Origin of the sequence: Duganella sp. CF517 (genome assembly GCF_900110275.1) — a bacterium.
GTDB lineage: Bacteria > Pseudomonadota > Gammaproteobacteria > Burkholderiales > Burkholderiaceae_D > Rugamonas.
Genome location: NZ_FODC01000008.1, coordinates 99,142 through 112,761, shown reverse-complemented (window position 1 = coordinate 112,761; position 13,620 = coordinate 99,142). Strand labels below are relative to the sequence as shown.

The window sequence follows — 13,620 nt, the reverse complement described above, 5'->3', positions numbered from 1 at the left end:
GGACCATCGCCATGCAAGAAAACGCATCCGATATCGCCGGCAGGGAGTTCCTCGCTTTCACGCTCGGTTCCGAGGAATACGGCATCGACATCCTCAAGGTGCAGGAGATCCGCGGCTACGAGGCGGTCACCCGCATCGCCAACGCGCCGGAGTTCATCAAGGGCGTCATCAACCTGCGCGGCATCATCATCCCGGTGGTGGACATGCGCATCAAGTTCAACCTGGGCGAGCCGGTGTACGACCAGTTCACCGTCGTCATCATCCTCAACATCAACGGCCGCGTGGTCGGCATGGTGGTCGACTCGGTGTCCGACGTGACCACGTTGACGCCCGAGCAGGTCAAGCCGGCGCCGGAGATGGGCACCGCCTTCAGCTCCGACTACCTGATCGGCCTGGGCACCATCGACGAGCGCATGCTGATCCTGGTCAATATCGACAAGCTGATGTCGAGCGAGGAGATGGGATTGATGGAGACGGTGGCCGGCTAGTTGCCGAGCGGCGGCGTGTTTGCGCCGCCGGCGGCGGCGGTGCGGCTCGGCGCCGCGGCGGTGCCGGGACCGGCGCCGGAACAGCCGCCCCGGCCGCCGCCCGGGTCGAGGTTCTGGTAGCGGATCTCGTACTTGCCGTTCGATAGTTTGTCGACCATCAGCTTGTCGTGCGCCTGCACGTAGGCGTAGCGCACGTTGGCGCGCCGCTCGACGTCGTAGACCTTGATGAACACCGCCGAGGCGTTGTTGGCGTTGTCGAGCATCAGCTGGATGTCGTCGCCCTTGTTGCCGATGGTGAAACCCTCGATATAGCCGGAGTTGGCCGGCCACGGCTCGCCGTTGGGCGCGACCAGCGTCTGGCTGTCGTTGTCGCAATCGGGCGTGACCCCGGGCAGCACGATCTGCGACATCGCCACCACCTTGACCGGCGCGCCCTTGGGCGCGGGCGAGGTGTCGGCCTCCGGGTAGAACGGCTTGTGCCCGGCCCAGTCGTCGCGCTCGCGCGGTTCGGCCTTGGCGGCGCGCTGCGCCTCGGCCTTGGCGCCGCTGCGCACCTTGCCGCCCAGCGCCGCCTCCAGCAGCGCCGACTCGGACGCCATCGTGCCGCCGATCCAGCCGGCCACCAGGCAGCCGGCCAGCCCGGCCCACCACTTCCATTTGCGCAGCGGCGCCGGCAACGGTTGCGGGTCGTCGACCGGCTCCGGATTCCAGCGGTCGGCGTCGTGGCGCATTTTATCGCCGCGGTCCTCGTTGCGGGTGCTCTCGAGCCATTCGATTTCCCACTCCTCGGCGGCGATCCACTCGTCGTGCTCGCGGCGGCGCTGGGTGTCGGACAGGGTGTCGTAGGCGCTGTTGAGAATGGCCATGATGCGCGCAGCCTTTTCATCACCCGGATTCTTGTCCGGGTGGTATTTCTGGCTGAGGGCCTTGTAGGCGGCACGTATGACTTCCTGAGGCGCCATGCGCGACACTTTCAGGTTGTCATAGTGAGTGTGTATCTTTCCCATTGTTCCTAAGGCGTGAAATCGGCGCTCGATCTTCCATCATAGCCGATCTTCGGCCGCCGATCCCACCGTTGAGGTGGCGAACGGCTTTGCTTTTCCGCCTATTGTGCCATTTTATCTACAAACGATGACTGCGGTCATGCATTGTGATGGCTTCGGGCAACGTCACGTTCTTTCCTACCACCAAGACTTTAAACAATTCGCCCATCTCCGCCGGCGACAGCAGTTTTTGCACGGCGCCCGCCCGCGGCAGGTAATTGAGCGTGTCGGCCGGGTCGGTGCGCAGCAGCAGCTCGCCGATGCCGGCGCCGATCAGGAAGCCGGCCTGGTTCAGGTACGCCAGCACGCCGGCGCCGGCGTCCTGCGCCGCCAGCGCCATCGCCGTGAAGTCGACGTGGGCGGTGATGTCCTGCAGGCCCGGATAATAGAACGGGTCCGGATGCGCGTGGTGGCGGTAGTGGCACATCAGGGTGCCGGTGGCGCGCAGGCCCAGATAGTATTCGTGCGCCGGGAAGCCGTAGTCGAACAGGAAGGCGGCGTTGGCGCCGCCGTCGCGCAGCATGCGCCCCAAGGTGGCCATGAAGCCGCAGGCCACGCCGTGCACCTCGGTGACGTAGCCGACCGGCAGCGCGGCGTGGTCGGCGATCTGGCGTTCGATTTGCGCCAGCAGCGCGGCGTCGGCCGGCGCCTCGAGCCAGTCGAAGCGGCCGTCGCGCACCGTCACGCGCAGCTCGTGCCAGCCCCGCGGATGCTTGGTGACCAGGTGCACCGGCATGGCGTCGAGCACCTCGTTGCCGAAGACGACGCCGTCGAAGGCGTCCGGCAGCGCGTCGAGCCACTCCACTTGCGGGAAATCGCGCAGCCGCTCGCGCTGGCGCGCGCGCAGTTCGCCCGACAGCTCGACGATGAAATAACGCTCGACGGCGACGCCGTCGGCGGCCATCGCGCTCAGGATGTCGAACGCCAGCTTGCCGGTGCCGGCGCCGAATTCGAGGATGCGCGGCGCGCTTTGGGCGATAATAGCGGCTGCGACGCGCGCCAGGGCGGCGCCGAACAGCGGCGTCATTTCCGGCGCGGTTGTAAAATCGCCATCTTTGCCAAGCTTGGCGGAGCCGCCGCTGTAATAGCCCAAATCGGGCGCGTACAGCGCCAGTTCCATGAAGCGGGCGAAGGAAATGGCGCCGTCATTGCGTTCGACGTCGGCGGCGATCAGGTTTTGCAGGGCGTGGGACGCGGCCAGCGCGTCGCTAGAAGGTACGGGTAGGGACATACCGGCATTGTAGCGAATCGGCGCGCCGACGTGACACTCACACTATTTTTGAACAGCGACTATGACCACAACGCAGCACCCACCCACTCCAGCCGCGCCGGCGACGGTCCGCGTCGCCCTCGTGACCGGCGCCGGGCGCCGCATCGGCCGCGCCATCGCGCTCGGGCTGGCGCGCGCCGGCTGGGACGTGGCGGTGCACTACCGCGCCTCGGAGGGCGAGGCGCGCCAGGTGGTGGCCGACATCGTCGCGCTGGGCCGGCGCGCCGTCGCGCTGCGGTGCGACCTGTCGGACGAAGCGGCCGTGCGTGAGCTGCTGCCGCGCGCCATCGCCGCCCTCGGGCCGGTGCGCTGCGTGGTCAACAACGCCTCGCTGTTCGACTACGACAGCGCCGCCGATTTCACCGCCGCCCGGCTCGACGCCCACATGCGCGCCAACGTCGCCGCGCCCATCCTGCTGTCGCAGGCGCTGCACGCGGCCACGCTCGACGGCGGCGGCGAGCCGGCCGCCGTCATCAATCTGCTCGACCAAAAACTGTACAATCTCAATCCTGATTTTTTGTCGTACACCCTGTCCAAGGCCGCGCTGCACACCGCCACCACGATGCTGGCGCAGCAGCTGGCGCCGGCGGTGCGGGTGGTCGGCATCGCGCCCGGCATCACGATGGTGTCCGGCGACCAGACCGAAGCCGGTTTCGCCAACGCGCACCAGCAAACCCCGCTGGGCCGCTCCAGCACCCCCGAGGACATCGCCGACAGCGTCGTCTACGCCGCCTCGGCGCGCGCCATGACCGGCACCACCTTGCTGGTCGACGGCGGCCAGCACCTGGTGCCGCTGCCGCGCGACGTGATGTTCCTGGCGAAATGAGCCGGCTAAATAAGTAGCATTTAAATCGAAAGAAGGTAATCCCATGTTGTCCGCCCTGTCCCACCCGAGTCTGACCGACTGCCGCCGCCTGTTCCTGCGCAATTACGAAGTGCTGATCAACATCGGCGTGTATGAATTCGAGAAAAAGGGCGAGCAGCGGCTGCTGATCAACGTCGACCTGTACATCCCGCTGGCGGTGTCGACGCCGACCCACGACCAGCTCGACGAAGTGGTCGACTATGACTTCATCCGCGACACCATCGCCAAGCTGATGGCGCGCGGCCACGTGCAGCTGCAGGAAAGCCTGTGCGACGACATCGTGCGCGCGATGCTGGACCACCCGCGCGTGCGCGCCGCCCGCGTCTCGACGATGAAGCCGGACGTGTACCCGGACTGCGAAGGCGTCGGCGTCGAAGTATTCAAGATCAAGGACAACGTCTGATATGAACGCTCCACTACATCTTCCGCAACAAGACCAGGCCCCGGCCGCGGCGCCGGAGCGCGATCCGACCGACTCGCGCCGCTTCGAGCTGCTGCAAAAGAAGCTGCGCACGCAAACCGGCAAGGCGATCGTCGACTTCGACATGATCACCGAGGGCGACCTGGTGATGGTGTGCATGTCCGGCGGCAAGGACAGCTACGCGATGCTCGACATCCTGATGCACCTGCGTAAAATCGCGCCGGTCAAGTTCGACCTGATCGCGGTCAACCTCGATCAAAAGCAGCCGGGCTTCCCGGAGCACGTGCTGCCGGAGTACTTCCAGAAGATCGGCGTGCCGTACAAGATCGTCGAACAGGACACCTACAGCATCGTCACCGAGAAGATCGAGCCGGGCAAGACCACCTGCTCGCTGTGTTCGCGCCTGCGCCGGGGCATCCTGTACCGCACCGCCAAGGAGCTGGGCGCGACCAAGATCGCGCTGGGCCACCACCAGGGCGACATCCTCGAGACCTTCCTGCTCAATATGTTCTACGGCGGGACCATCAAGACCATGCCGGCCAGGCTGACCGCCGACGACGGCGAGAACGTGGTGATCCGCCCGCTGGCCTACTGCCGCGAGCAGGACATCGAAAAATACGCCGGCAAGATGGGCTTCCCCATCATCCCGTGCAACCTGTGCGGCTCGCAGCCGAATTTGCAGCGGCAGGCGATGAAGGAAATGCTGGCGACCTGGCAGCAGAAAAACCCGCTGTGGATCAAGAGCATGTTCACCGCGATGGGCAACATCAAGCCGTCGCACATGATGGACCGCGGCTTGTTCGACTTCAGCAAAAACGAGATGCGCGAAGCCGAAGGCGCCTTCACCGGCGACATCCTGTTCGACAAGGACGAGAGCATCACGCTCGACGGCGTCAACGGCGCGTTCGCGATCCAGAGCGAAGTGCTCAAGCGCGCACAATAAACTGATGGGCTGCGCCTGCGAGGCGCGAGCCCAAGTCCCTACGGGCGGGAACTCGTCTCTTTCGCCGGTCTCCCGCCTACCGCCCCCTCCCTGCTTAAAACTTCTGCGCCGTGCGCATCACCGGGTACAGGTTGAAGCGCTCGTCCCACGACGAATGGCGGCGCGCGAAGAACTCCAGGCGCGCCTGTTGGCTCTTGTTGAACTCCGCGTCGGTGTCGAGCTTTTTCTGGAACTCGGCGCGCAGCGCCGGATCGGCTTCGAGCTGCTCGCGCGCGACATCCTCGGCCACATACTCCTCCATGTACTCCTTGCGCTCGAAGGCGTTATTGAACTCGCCCCAGGCCAGCAGCGAATCGGCGCCGCGCGGCTCGAGCATCGTCATCACCAGGCGCGCCTTGGGCTGCGCGATCGGCACGAACAGCGAGCCCTTGGCCACGCTGCGGCGCTCGCGGCCCCAGTCGCCTTCCACCGCCAGCGATTGCCGGCCTTCGAACGACTGCGCGCCGAATTTGGTTTTGCTGGCGCGGAAGGTCTCCACCTCCGCCGCCATCTGGTCCGCGCCCAGCACCTTGAAGGCGATGCCGTGCTGTTTCAGCTTGGCCGCCACCCTCGGCGCGTCGGCCAGCGGCACCAGGTAGCCGCCCCTCGGCGCGGCCACCCGCAGGTCGGGCACGATCTCGTCGCGCAGCGGCAGGGTCCACACCTGCGGCTTGCTTTCGTCGTAGTGCGTCATCAGCCCGCCCGACACCTCCGAATGGGCGCGCGTGTATTCGTAGCCGGGGAACTGGATGGTTTTGCTGTTGTAGGTGGTGCGGTAGCTGAGCGGCACCTCGGCGCCGCCCAGGGCCACCGCGCGCGCGTCCGCCTCGCGCGCCGCCTTAAGCCACTGCTGGCCATTCGCGCCGACCTGCGACAGCAGCGAGACGATGGTGTTGCGCGTGATGCGCACGCGGGTCGGATAGTCCTTCCACGAATGCGTCTCGACCAGCATCGCGAAGCGGTTACGCATCGGGAAATAGCCGGTCGAAAAACGCGGCGCCGGCATGCTGTCGACAAAGCCGGACGTCGGATCGTCGTTGACCGCGAACGAGATGTAGTACGGCTTGGGGTCCGAGCCCTGCGCCGCGAGGTCCGCCATCACGGCGGTGCGCAGCGCCAGGCCGGCCTGCTTCAACTCCTCGTCGCCGCCGTGCACCGGCTCGACCTGGATCGAGACGTCCGGCTGGAACTTGGCGCCGTCGGTCACGTGCAGGTCGATGTAGGCCAGCGGGTCCCAGGCGTTCACCAGCGCCAGCATCGACTGCATCTCCGGCGCGTCGGCCTTGACGTAGTCGCGATTGAGGTTGTAATTCTGCGCCGTGGTGCGCCAGCCCATTTCGACCGGGCCGCGCTGGTTCGGCCGGTTCCACTTGCCGAAGCGCTCATGGCCGTCGACGTTGAACACGGGGACGAACAACAGCACCTGCTTGTCCAGCGCGCCCGGCGCGGCCTTGTTCTCCAGCGCCTCGCGCAGCGCCAGGAAGCCCGCGTCCTTGCCGTCGATCTCGCCGGCGTGGATGCCGCCCTGCACCAGCAGCACCGGCAGGCCGCGCTTTTTCGCCTGCTCGGCGGTCAACGCGCCGGTGCGCGAGACGGCCAGCGCCAGCATCGGGCGCCCTTCCGGCGTGCGGCCGAATTCGAAGCACCGCACCTGCTTCGGATACGCCTTCTGGAAGCGCGCGCACAGCGCGGCCACCTCGTCGTAACGGCCGGTGTTCTGGAAGCCGGATCGCTCGGCGATGGTGCTCAGGGGAGACGAAGGCGTGGCGGCCGGCGCGGCGCCGGTGGTGGTGACGGTGGTGGCGGCAAAGGCAAACAGTATGGCGGAACGGATCATGGACGAACTTCCAGCGTGGGGTTGATCGACCGGTGCCTGCGCCGGCACCGGATACGCTGGAAATTATAGTCGGCTTTGCGCGCTAGCGATCGCGGATCGCTATTTCCTTGGCCCGGGGGCGGACCAGCTTCATGGCGCCGGAGCCAACGCTGGCCGAGCGCGCACGGCTCATCAGTGGCTGCGCCGGGCAAATGCCGTTGGCGCGGTAGCTCAGCGCCGTCGACAGCAGCCGCTCGGAGCTGTCGCCCAGGGCGCGACCGAAATCGTCGCCCACCCGGCAGGTCGGCTGGAAACCGTCGGCGTAGTCGCCGAAGCCCTTGTGGTTGGCGCCCTGCAGCTGGATCGCGAAGTAGGTGGTGCCGCAGTTATCCGCCGGCACAAAGCCATAGGGTTTGCCGCAGGTCTCGCCGCCGATCAGGTTGACCTCGACGTCGATGCCGCGCAGGCCGTTGATCAGCGATTCGCTGGCCGAGCAGGTGCCCGGCGTGGTCAGGATGGTGACGCGCTTCAGGCCCAGATACGGCAGCGCGGCGCCGCCGGCCAGCTCCGAGCCCTTGAAGCCGAACGCCTTGTCGAGGAAAGGCTGCGGCGCCTGCGGCGGCGTTTTGTCATTGAATTGCAGCCGTTCGAAGGCCTTGCCGCTTGACGCTTCCGGCCCGGCGATCATGTATGCCAACTCGCTGGCCACGGCCAGGTAGCCGCCGCCGTTGTAGCGCATGTCGAGCACCAGATCGACAACGCCGGCCGACTTCAGGGTGGTGAACGCCTTCGCCAGCTCGCTCTCGGAGACCTGGTTGTGGTCGTCGAACTGCAGGTAGCCGACCTTGCCGGTCGGCGTGTCGATGGTCTTGACGTTTTGGACCGGTGGGCTGGTCACCTGTTGCGCCGTCAGGCTGATCGCGAGGCCCCCGGCGGGGCGCGTCAACGTCAGCTGGTGGTGCTGGCCCACGGTGGCGGGGAATAGCCCGGCGTTGATGCGGTTGACGGCGGCGCCGCTGTTGTCGGTCAGGGGCACGCCGTCGACGGACCACAGCGTGTCGCCGCGCTGCACGCCGGCCAGCGCCGCCGGCGATGCCGGCGCGACCGTCGCCACGCGCCAATCGGACCCGCTGTCGTTCACCACCCACGAGATGCCGTAGCCGACTTCCGAACCGGAGGTGGATGACGCGTCCCACACTTCCGTTGGATAGGTGAAGTGGAAGCGATCTTTCGGCAGGCCGGAGTTGGTCACGGCGGAGGTTTTATAGACGGCGAAGAAATCGACGGCGCGCGTGTAGTTTTCCAGCCGCAGGTTGGTTGGCAATTCGCGGTACCACAGATAGGTCTCGCCGTAGAAGGACCGCAGCCAATTCAGTTCGTCCATCAAGGATCCCCGCACATCGACGGTGCCGGGCCGCGGATTCTCGCAGCGGTTGGCCAGCACGGTCCAGTCGGAAGCGGTGGACACCGGCGGCGTGGCCGGGGTGGCCGGCGTGACTCCCGCCGCCGGCGCGGCGGCGGCGGCGCCACCACCGCCACCACCACCACCGCAGCCGGAGAGCAAAGCGAGCAACAACAGAGGGGCGGCAGACAGTGGGTGGTATTTTTTCATCCGCGTATTATAGTCGCGGCCGCGATGAAGGTAGCGATAATGGCTACCTTTTTTTGCAACTCAGGCTTGCAGATCCGGATCGTCGCGGAACAGCGCCGCGATCCAGGCCGCGAACACGCCCAGGCGCGGCGACGCCATGCGCCCCTGCGGATACAGCAGCGAGATCGGCATCGGCGTCGGCGGCATCCCGTGCAGCACCTCGACCAGCGCGCCGCTGGCCAGGTGGTGGCGCACCTGGTAGCGCGCCGCCTGGATCAGGCCCATGTCCTGCAGCGCGCAGATGATGTAGGCGTCCGGATCGTTGACGGCGATGGCGCCGCGCACCGGTATCGTCACCACGCGGCCGTCGGCGACGAAATCCCAGTCGAACGGACGGCCGGTGCGGCCGGAAAAATGCGTCACGCCGCGATGCGCGTGCAGGTCCTCCAACGTATGCGGCACGCCGTGGGCGGCCAGGTAGGCCGGCGAGGCGCACGTCAGGAACGCCATGCTGCCGATGCGCCGGCCGATCATCGACGAATCCTGCAGGTCGCCCACGCGCAGCGAGCAATCGAGCCCTTCGCGCGTCAAATCCTTCACTTGTTCGCTCAGCGAGATGACCAGATCGATGTCCGGATAGTCGCGGCAAAAATCGCCCACATGCGGCATCACCAGATGGCGGCCGACGGCGCCGGGCAGTTCCACCCGCAGCCGGCCTTTGGGCCTGGCGGCGCTCTGGCCCCGGAAGGCGCCCTCGGCGTCGTCCACCGCCTGCAGGATGTCGAGGCATTTCTTGAAATAGTCGGCGCCATCGGGCGTGAGCGACAGGCGGCGCGTGGTCCGCTGCAGCAGCCGGGTGCCGAGAAACGCCTCCAGTTTGTTGATCGTCGCCGTCAGCGCGGCGCGCGGCAGGTCCAGCGTTTCGGCCGCCTTGGTGTAGCTATTGGCCTCGACGATGCGCACAAACACCTGCATGGCCTTCAAACGATCCATGATTGTTCATATAAAGTGAAAAGTATGAGGGCATTATGCCCTAATTATCTTAGGCCGCGTTTTGCCTACACTGGGCTCATCGACATTCCACTGATGGAGCCATCATGAACAAACCTTCGGAACACGACATCAGCCCCGGCATGGTGCTGTTACTGGCCGCCGCCACGGGCCTGATCGTCGCCAACCTGTATTACGCGCAAACGCTGGTCGGCCCGATCAGCGCCGCCACCGGCCTGTCGGCGCAGGCGGCCGGCCTGGTCGTGACGCTGACGCAGATCGGCTACACCATCGGCCTGCTGTTCGTCGTTCCTCTGGGCGACCTGCTGGAAAACCGCCGCCTGATCTTCAGCGGCCTGCTGTTCACATCGGCGATGCTGGTGCTGGCCGCGTTCAGCACCAGCGCGTGGATGTTTTTGACGGCCGCGCTGGGCATCGGCCTGGGATCGGTGGCCGCGCAGATCATCGTGCCATTCGCCGCGCACCTGTCGAAAGAATCGACGCGCGGCCACACGGTGGGCAAGGTGGTCAGCGGCCTGCTGCTGGGGATCATGCTGGCGCGCCCGGTCGCCAGCCTGGTGGCCGACGCCAGCAACTGGCACGTGGTCTTCGGCGGCGCCGCGCTGGTCGTGCTGGCCGTGGCGCTGGTGCTGCGCGCCGAACTGCCGCTGCGCGTGCCGGCGTCGAACATCACCTATCCGGCGCTGATGGCGTCCCTGTGGCACCTGTTCCTGCGCACGCCGCTGCTGCGCCGCCGCGCCGCGTACCACGCCGGCCTGTTTGGATCGTTCAGTTTATTCTGGACCGTCACGCCGCTGATGCTGGCCGGCCCGCAGTTCCACCTGTCGCAAACCGGCATCGCCATCTTCGCGCTGGTCGGCATGGCCGGCGCGGTGGCCTCGCCGATCGCCGGGCGGCTGGCCGACGCCGGACATACCCTGATGGCGACGGCCGCCGCGCTGGCGCTGGGGGTGGTGGGTTTCGCGCTGCCGATGATCGCGCCGGAATCGCGCAACGCCGGCCTGGCGATGCTGGTGGTGGCCTCGATCGTGCTCGATATGGGCGTGGCGGCCAACCTGGTGCTCGGCCAGCGCGCCATCTTCACCTTGGGCGCGGAGGTGCGCAGCCGTTTGAACGGCGTGTATTTCGCGCTGTTTTTCGCCGGTGGCGCGCTCGGTTCGGCGCTGGGCGGCTGGATGTTCGCCACGCACGGCTGGCACGCGGCGTTGCTGACCGGCATGGCCTTCCCGGTCCTGGCGCTGGGGTACTGGGTGACGGAGTATGCGGGGCATGGCGCCGAACAGCGCAAGGCGGCTTAATGAGGGGTGGGGCGGCGCACCGTGGCTTAGGCTGCGCCGCCCATGCGTCAGGAACCGAAGTGGTAGTTCAGTTCCACCCATCCCTGACGTCCGACCGGGCTGTAACTGCCGACCGGATAATACGGCCAACCGCCGCTGGTGTCGCTCTTGACCTTGTTGAACAGGTTGTTGACCGCCACCGACACGGTGGTCTGCGGATTCAAACGATACACCACGCTGGCATTGACCAACGTCGTCGGCGTCAGGTACGCCTCCCCCGCGCCATTGGGCACCTTGCTGTAGCGCTGCAGGAACAGCGTGTTCGACCACTTTTCAAGATTCCACGTCACGCTGGCATTGAGCTTGTCGCGCCAATCGGGGTTGGTCAAATCATGCAGATCGTCGTTCAGCGGATCGCCGGAGAACTGGCGCGATTTCTTGTCCAGCGTCTTCGAATAATTCAGCTTCGAGACCAACACCCCCCAGCCCGCAGTGCGCAGCACATGCTTGACGCTGACATCGATGCCGTTCACGCTGGTGGATGAGGCGTTGATCGGATTGACCGTGATCTGGCGGATCTCGCCCGGCTTGTTGAGCGCCGTGACCGGATTGCGTTCGATGCGGGCGATGGCATCGGCGCACGTCGGCGAGGTCAGGTCGCCGGCCATGCGGCAATCCGATTCGTCGCGCAGCAGCTTGTCGGCGCTCAGGTTGGTCACCAGATCGTCGATCTTGATGTTCCAGTAGTCGAGCGACACGTCGAAGTCGGCGCTCGGCGACCATACCAGGCCGAGGCCCGTCGAACGGCCCCGCTCCGCGCGCAGATCCTTGCTGCCGTTCTGCACATAGTCCGATCCCGGCGAGACGTTGGCGAACTCGCAATCGGCCACCGGCTGGCCGGCCTTCGCGCAGCGGTAGTAGTCGGTGGTCGACGAGTAGTAGCCGGTGCCGCGCGCCTTGAAGATATAGTTCATGTCCGGCGCGCGGAAGCTGGTGGCGTAGTTACCGCGCACCAGCACCTGCTTGGCGGGACGCCATTCCAGGCCGCCGTTATAGGTGGCCTTGCCCTCGCCCCGGCCGGCGTAGCTGTAATGGTCGTAGCGGCCGGCCAGCGTGGCCGACAACTGCTGCAGCAGCGGCACGTTGGCCTCCACGCCCAGCGCGTAGCGCTTGCGGGTGCCGGCGGTGACGTCGGCCGGCGGCGCCAGGTTGAAGTAGCCCTGGTTGATGCGTTCATCGGGACGGTTGGAGAAGCCCTGCTTGCCCACCTCCGCCACCGTCGCCAGCCTGACCGGGCCGGCCGGCAGCGCGAACGCCTCGCCGTTGGCGGACAAGCTCAGGGTATTGGTCCATGACTTGTCGTCGCTGTGCGTGAAGCCGGTGATGCTGTCGAATTCGGCCGGCGTCAAACGGCGCGTCAGGCGCGACTGGTCGGGCGCGAAGATCGCAACGCCGTCGGCGTCGACGCCCAGTTGCGGGCCGAGGAAGAAGCTGTCGATATTGGCCAGCGCGCGCGGCGCCTTGGCCTGGCTCTTGTAGAGCGACGCCGTGTAGGCCGCCTCGTACTGCCAGTTGCCGGCGAGCTGCCCCTTGGCGCCGAACGACAACGAACTGGCCTGGTCGTCCCAGGTGCGGTTGTAGCGATCGACGCCGCCCATCTCCTCCGGCGAGATGTATTTGTTCCACGCCTCGTAGTTGCCGGTGTTCTGGTTGACGAAATAGGCGTCGGTGAGCGAGCGCGAGGTCCACGACGGACCGCGCGTGTTGTTGGAGCTGCGGTTCTGGCCATACAGTCCCTCGATGAACAACGTGGTGGTGGGCGAGAGCTCGTAGTTGGCGCTGCCGAAGACGTTCTGGCTGCTGTTTTTGGTCTGCGTGGTCCAGTAGGTGGGACCGACGTTGGGACTGGCGCAGTAGCTGCCGGTCCTGGCGGTGTACTTGACGGCGCTGCCGTTGAAGACGTCGCCCAGGCCGGCGCAGGCGTCGCCCAGATCGACATAGCGCCCGCTGCTGACGTTGCGCCGGCCCAGGATCGAGGTCGGCGCCACGCCCGTGCGGGTGCTCATGAAATCGCGGTCGCGGCTCCACAGCGGATCGCGCTCGAGCAGTTCGACGCTGAACAGCGTATTGAGCTTGTCGAAGGTATGGCCGCCGGTGAACTGCAGGCGCTGGCCGCCGCCGCCGCCGCGCGAGGTGCCGCCGGCCTTCAGGTTGATGTCGTAACCTTCCGCCTGTTTTTTCAGGATGATGTTGACCACCCCCGCGATCGCGTCCGAGCCGTAGACGGCCGACGCGCCGCCGCTGAGGATCTCGATGCGGTCGACGACGCTCGACGGGATGTTGGCCAGGTTGGTGAAGTTGACCGTGCCTTCATAGGCGATCGGGAAGTCCGCCATGCGGCGGCCGTTGAGCAGCACCAGCGTGTGGTTCGGCCCCAGGCCGCGCAGGCTGATGGTGTTGGCCGACGGCGTGAAAGTGTTGCCGTAGTCGGCGCCCTGCGTGAAGCCGCTGTTTTGCGCCTGGTTGCTCAAGGCGTCGAAGACGTTGCGGTAACCCTGCTTGGTGATGTCGTCGCCGGTGATGACGGTGACCGATGACGGCCCTTCCAGGCTGGCGCGCGGAATGCGCGAACCGGTGACAACGACTGCGGGCGGGCTCAGGGTTTCCGAGCCCGCCACCTGCGCGCTCGACGAGCCGGCAGCGCCGCACAGCAGCGCGATAGCGCCTGCCGCCAGCGGATTCAATTTAAATTGTGTTTGCACTGAAGTGATCCGGTAAGAGATGGGGATGCCATCCTATCAACCACCGGACCGGAAATGAACGAACGAATCCGCGCAAGCTTATGCGTTATTTTGG

11 protein-coding genes are annotated in these 13,620 nt (G+C 66.2%); 5 read left to right on the top strand and 6 right to left on the bottom strand.

Going from position 1 to position 13,620, the window contains the following annotated elements; all coding sequences use genetic code 11:
* Positions 1-11 precede the first annotated feature (11 nt).
* Positions 12-488: a chemotaxis protein CheW gene (locus BMX85_RS25985; protein WP_090325674.1), complete on the top strand. Its 477-nt coding sequence runs from the start codon at positions 12-14 to the stop codon at positions 486-488.
* Here BMX85_RS25985 and BMX85_RS25980 read toward each other — a convergent pair.
* Entirely contained in the window at positions 485-1,495 is a 1,011-nt protein-coding gene (locus BMX85_RS25980) for a J domain-containing protein (RefSeq protein WP_090325672.1), read from the bottom strand. The two genes, BMX85_RS25985 and BMX85_RS25980, sit on opposite strands and share 4 nt — an antisense overlap.
* Positions 1,496-1,610: 115 nt before the next feature.
* Entirely contained in the window at positions 1,611-2,762 is a 1,152-nt protein-coding gene (locus tag BMX85_RS25975; RefSeq protein ID WP_090325670.1) for a class I SAM-dependent methyltransferase, read from the bottom strand.
* A 61-nt stretch (positions 2,763-2,823) separates the two neighbouring features.
* On the opposite strand from BMX85_RS25975, the gene BMX85_RS25970 reads away from it, so the two are divergent.
* From BMX85_RS25970 to ttcA, 3 genes are read left to right on the top strand one after another with little or no spacing between them, the layout of a single operon-like run.
* Positions 2,824-3,627, top strand: coding sequence for an SDR family oxidoreductase (locus tag BMX85_RS25970; RefSeq protein ID WP_090325669.1), 804 nt, complete (start codon positions 2,824-2,826; stop codon positions 3,625-3,627).
* A gap of 43 nt (positions 3,628-3,670) precedes the next feature.
* A complete protein-coding gene (locus tag BMX85_RS25965) occupies positions 3,671-4,069 on the top strand; it encodes a dihydroneopterin aldolase (protein ID WP_090325667.1) in 399 nt (132 codons plus the stop codon).
* A 1-nt stretch (position 4,070) separates the two neighbouring features.
* Positions 4,071-5,030, top strand: a complete 960-nt coding sequence (gene ttcA / locus BMX85_RS25960) for a tRNA 2-thiocytidine(32) synthetase TtcA (protein WP_090325665.1) — start codon at positions 4,071-4,073, stop codon at positions 5,028-5,030.
* A 94-nt stretch (positions 5,031-5,124) separates the two neighbouring features.
* Here the strand turns inward: ttcA and BMX85_RS25955 are convergent, their stop codons facing one another.
* The 3 genes from BMX85_RS25955 to BMX85_RS25945 all read right to left on the bottom strand — a co-directional run bounded on the left by BMX85_RS25955 (position 5,125) and on the right by BMX85_RS25945 (position 9,469).
* Positions 5,125-6,906, bottom strand: a complete 1,782-nt coding sequence (locus tag BMX85_RS25955) for a M14 family metallopeptidase (protein WP_090325663.1) — start codon at positions 6,904-6,906, stop codon at positions 5,125-5,127.
* Between the two features lie 82 nt (positions 6,907-6,988).
* A complete protein-coding gene (locus BMX85_RS25950) occupies positions 6,989-8,497 on the bottom strand; it encodes a S41 family peptidase (protein ID WP_090325661.1) in 1,509 nt (502 codons plus the stop codon).
* A 60-nt stretch (positions 8,498-8,557) separates the two neighbouring features.
* A complete protein-coding gene (locus BMX85_RS25945) occupies positions 8,558-9,469 on the bottom strand; it encodes a LysR family transcriptional regulator (RefSeq protein ID WP_090325659.1) in 912 nt (303 codons plus the stop codon).
* Positions 9,470-9,573: 104 nt separating this feature from the next.
* Here BMX85_RS25945 and BMX85_RS25940 point away from each other — a divergent pair, with 104 nt between their 5' ends.
* The gene (locus BMX85_RS25940; protein WP_090325657.1) at positions 9,574-10,785 is read left to right on the top strand and encodes an MFS transporter; all 1,212 of its coding nucleotides are present in this window, start codon (positions 9,574-9,576) and stop codon (positions 10,783-10,785) included.
* 47 nt (positions 10,786-10,832) lie between these two features.
* Here the strand turns inward: BMX85_RS25940 and BMX85_RS25935 are convergent, their stop codons facing one another.
* Positions 10,833-13,526, bottom strand: coding sequence for a TonB-dependent receptor plug domain-containing protein (locus BMX85_RS25935; protein WP_229210671.1), 2,694 nt, complete (start codon positions 13,524-13,526; stop codon positions 10,833-10,835).
* Positions 13,527-13,620: the final 94 nt, after the last annotated feature.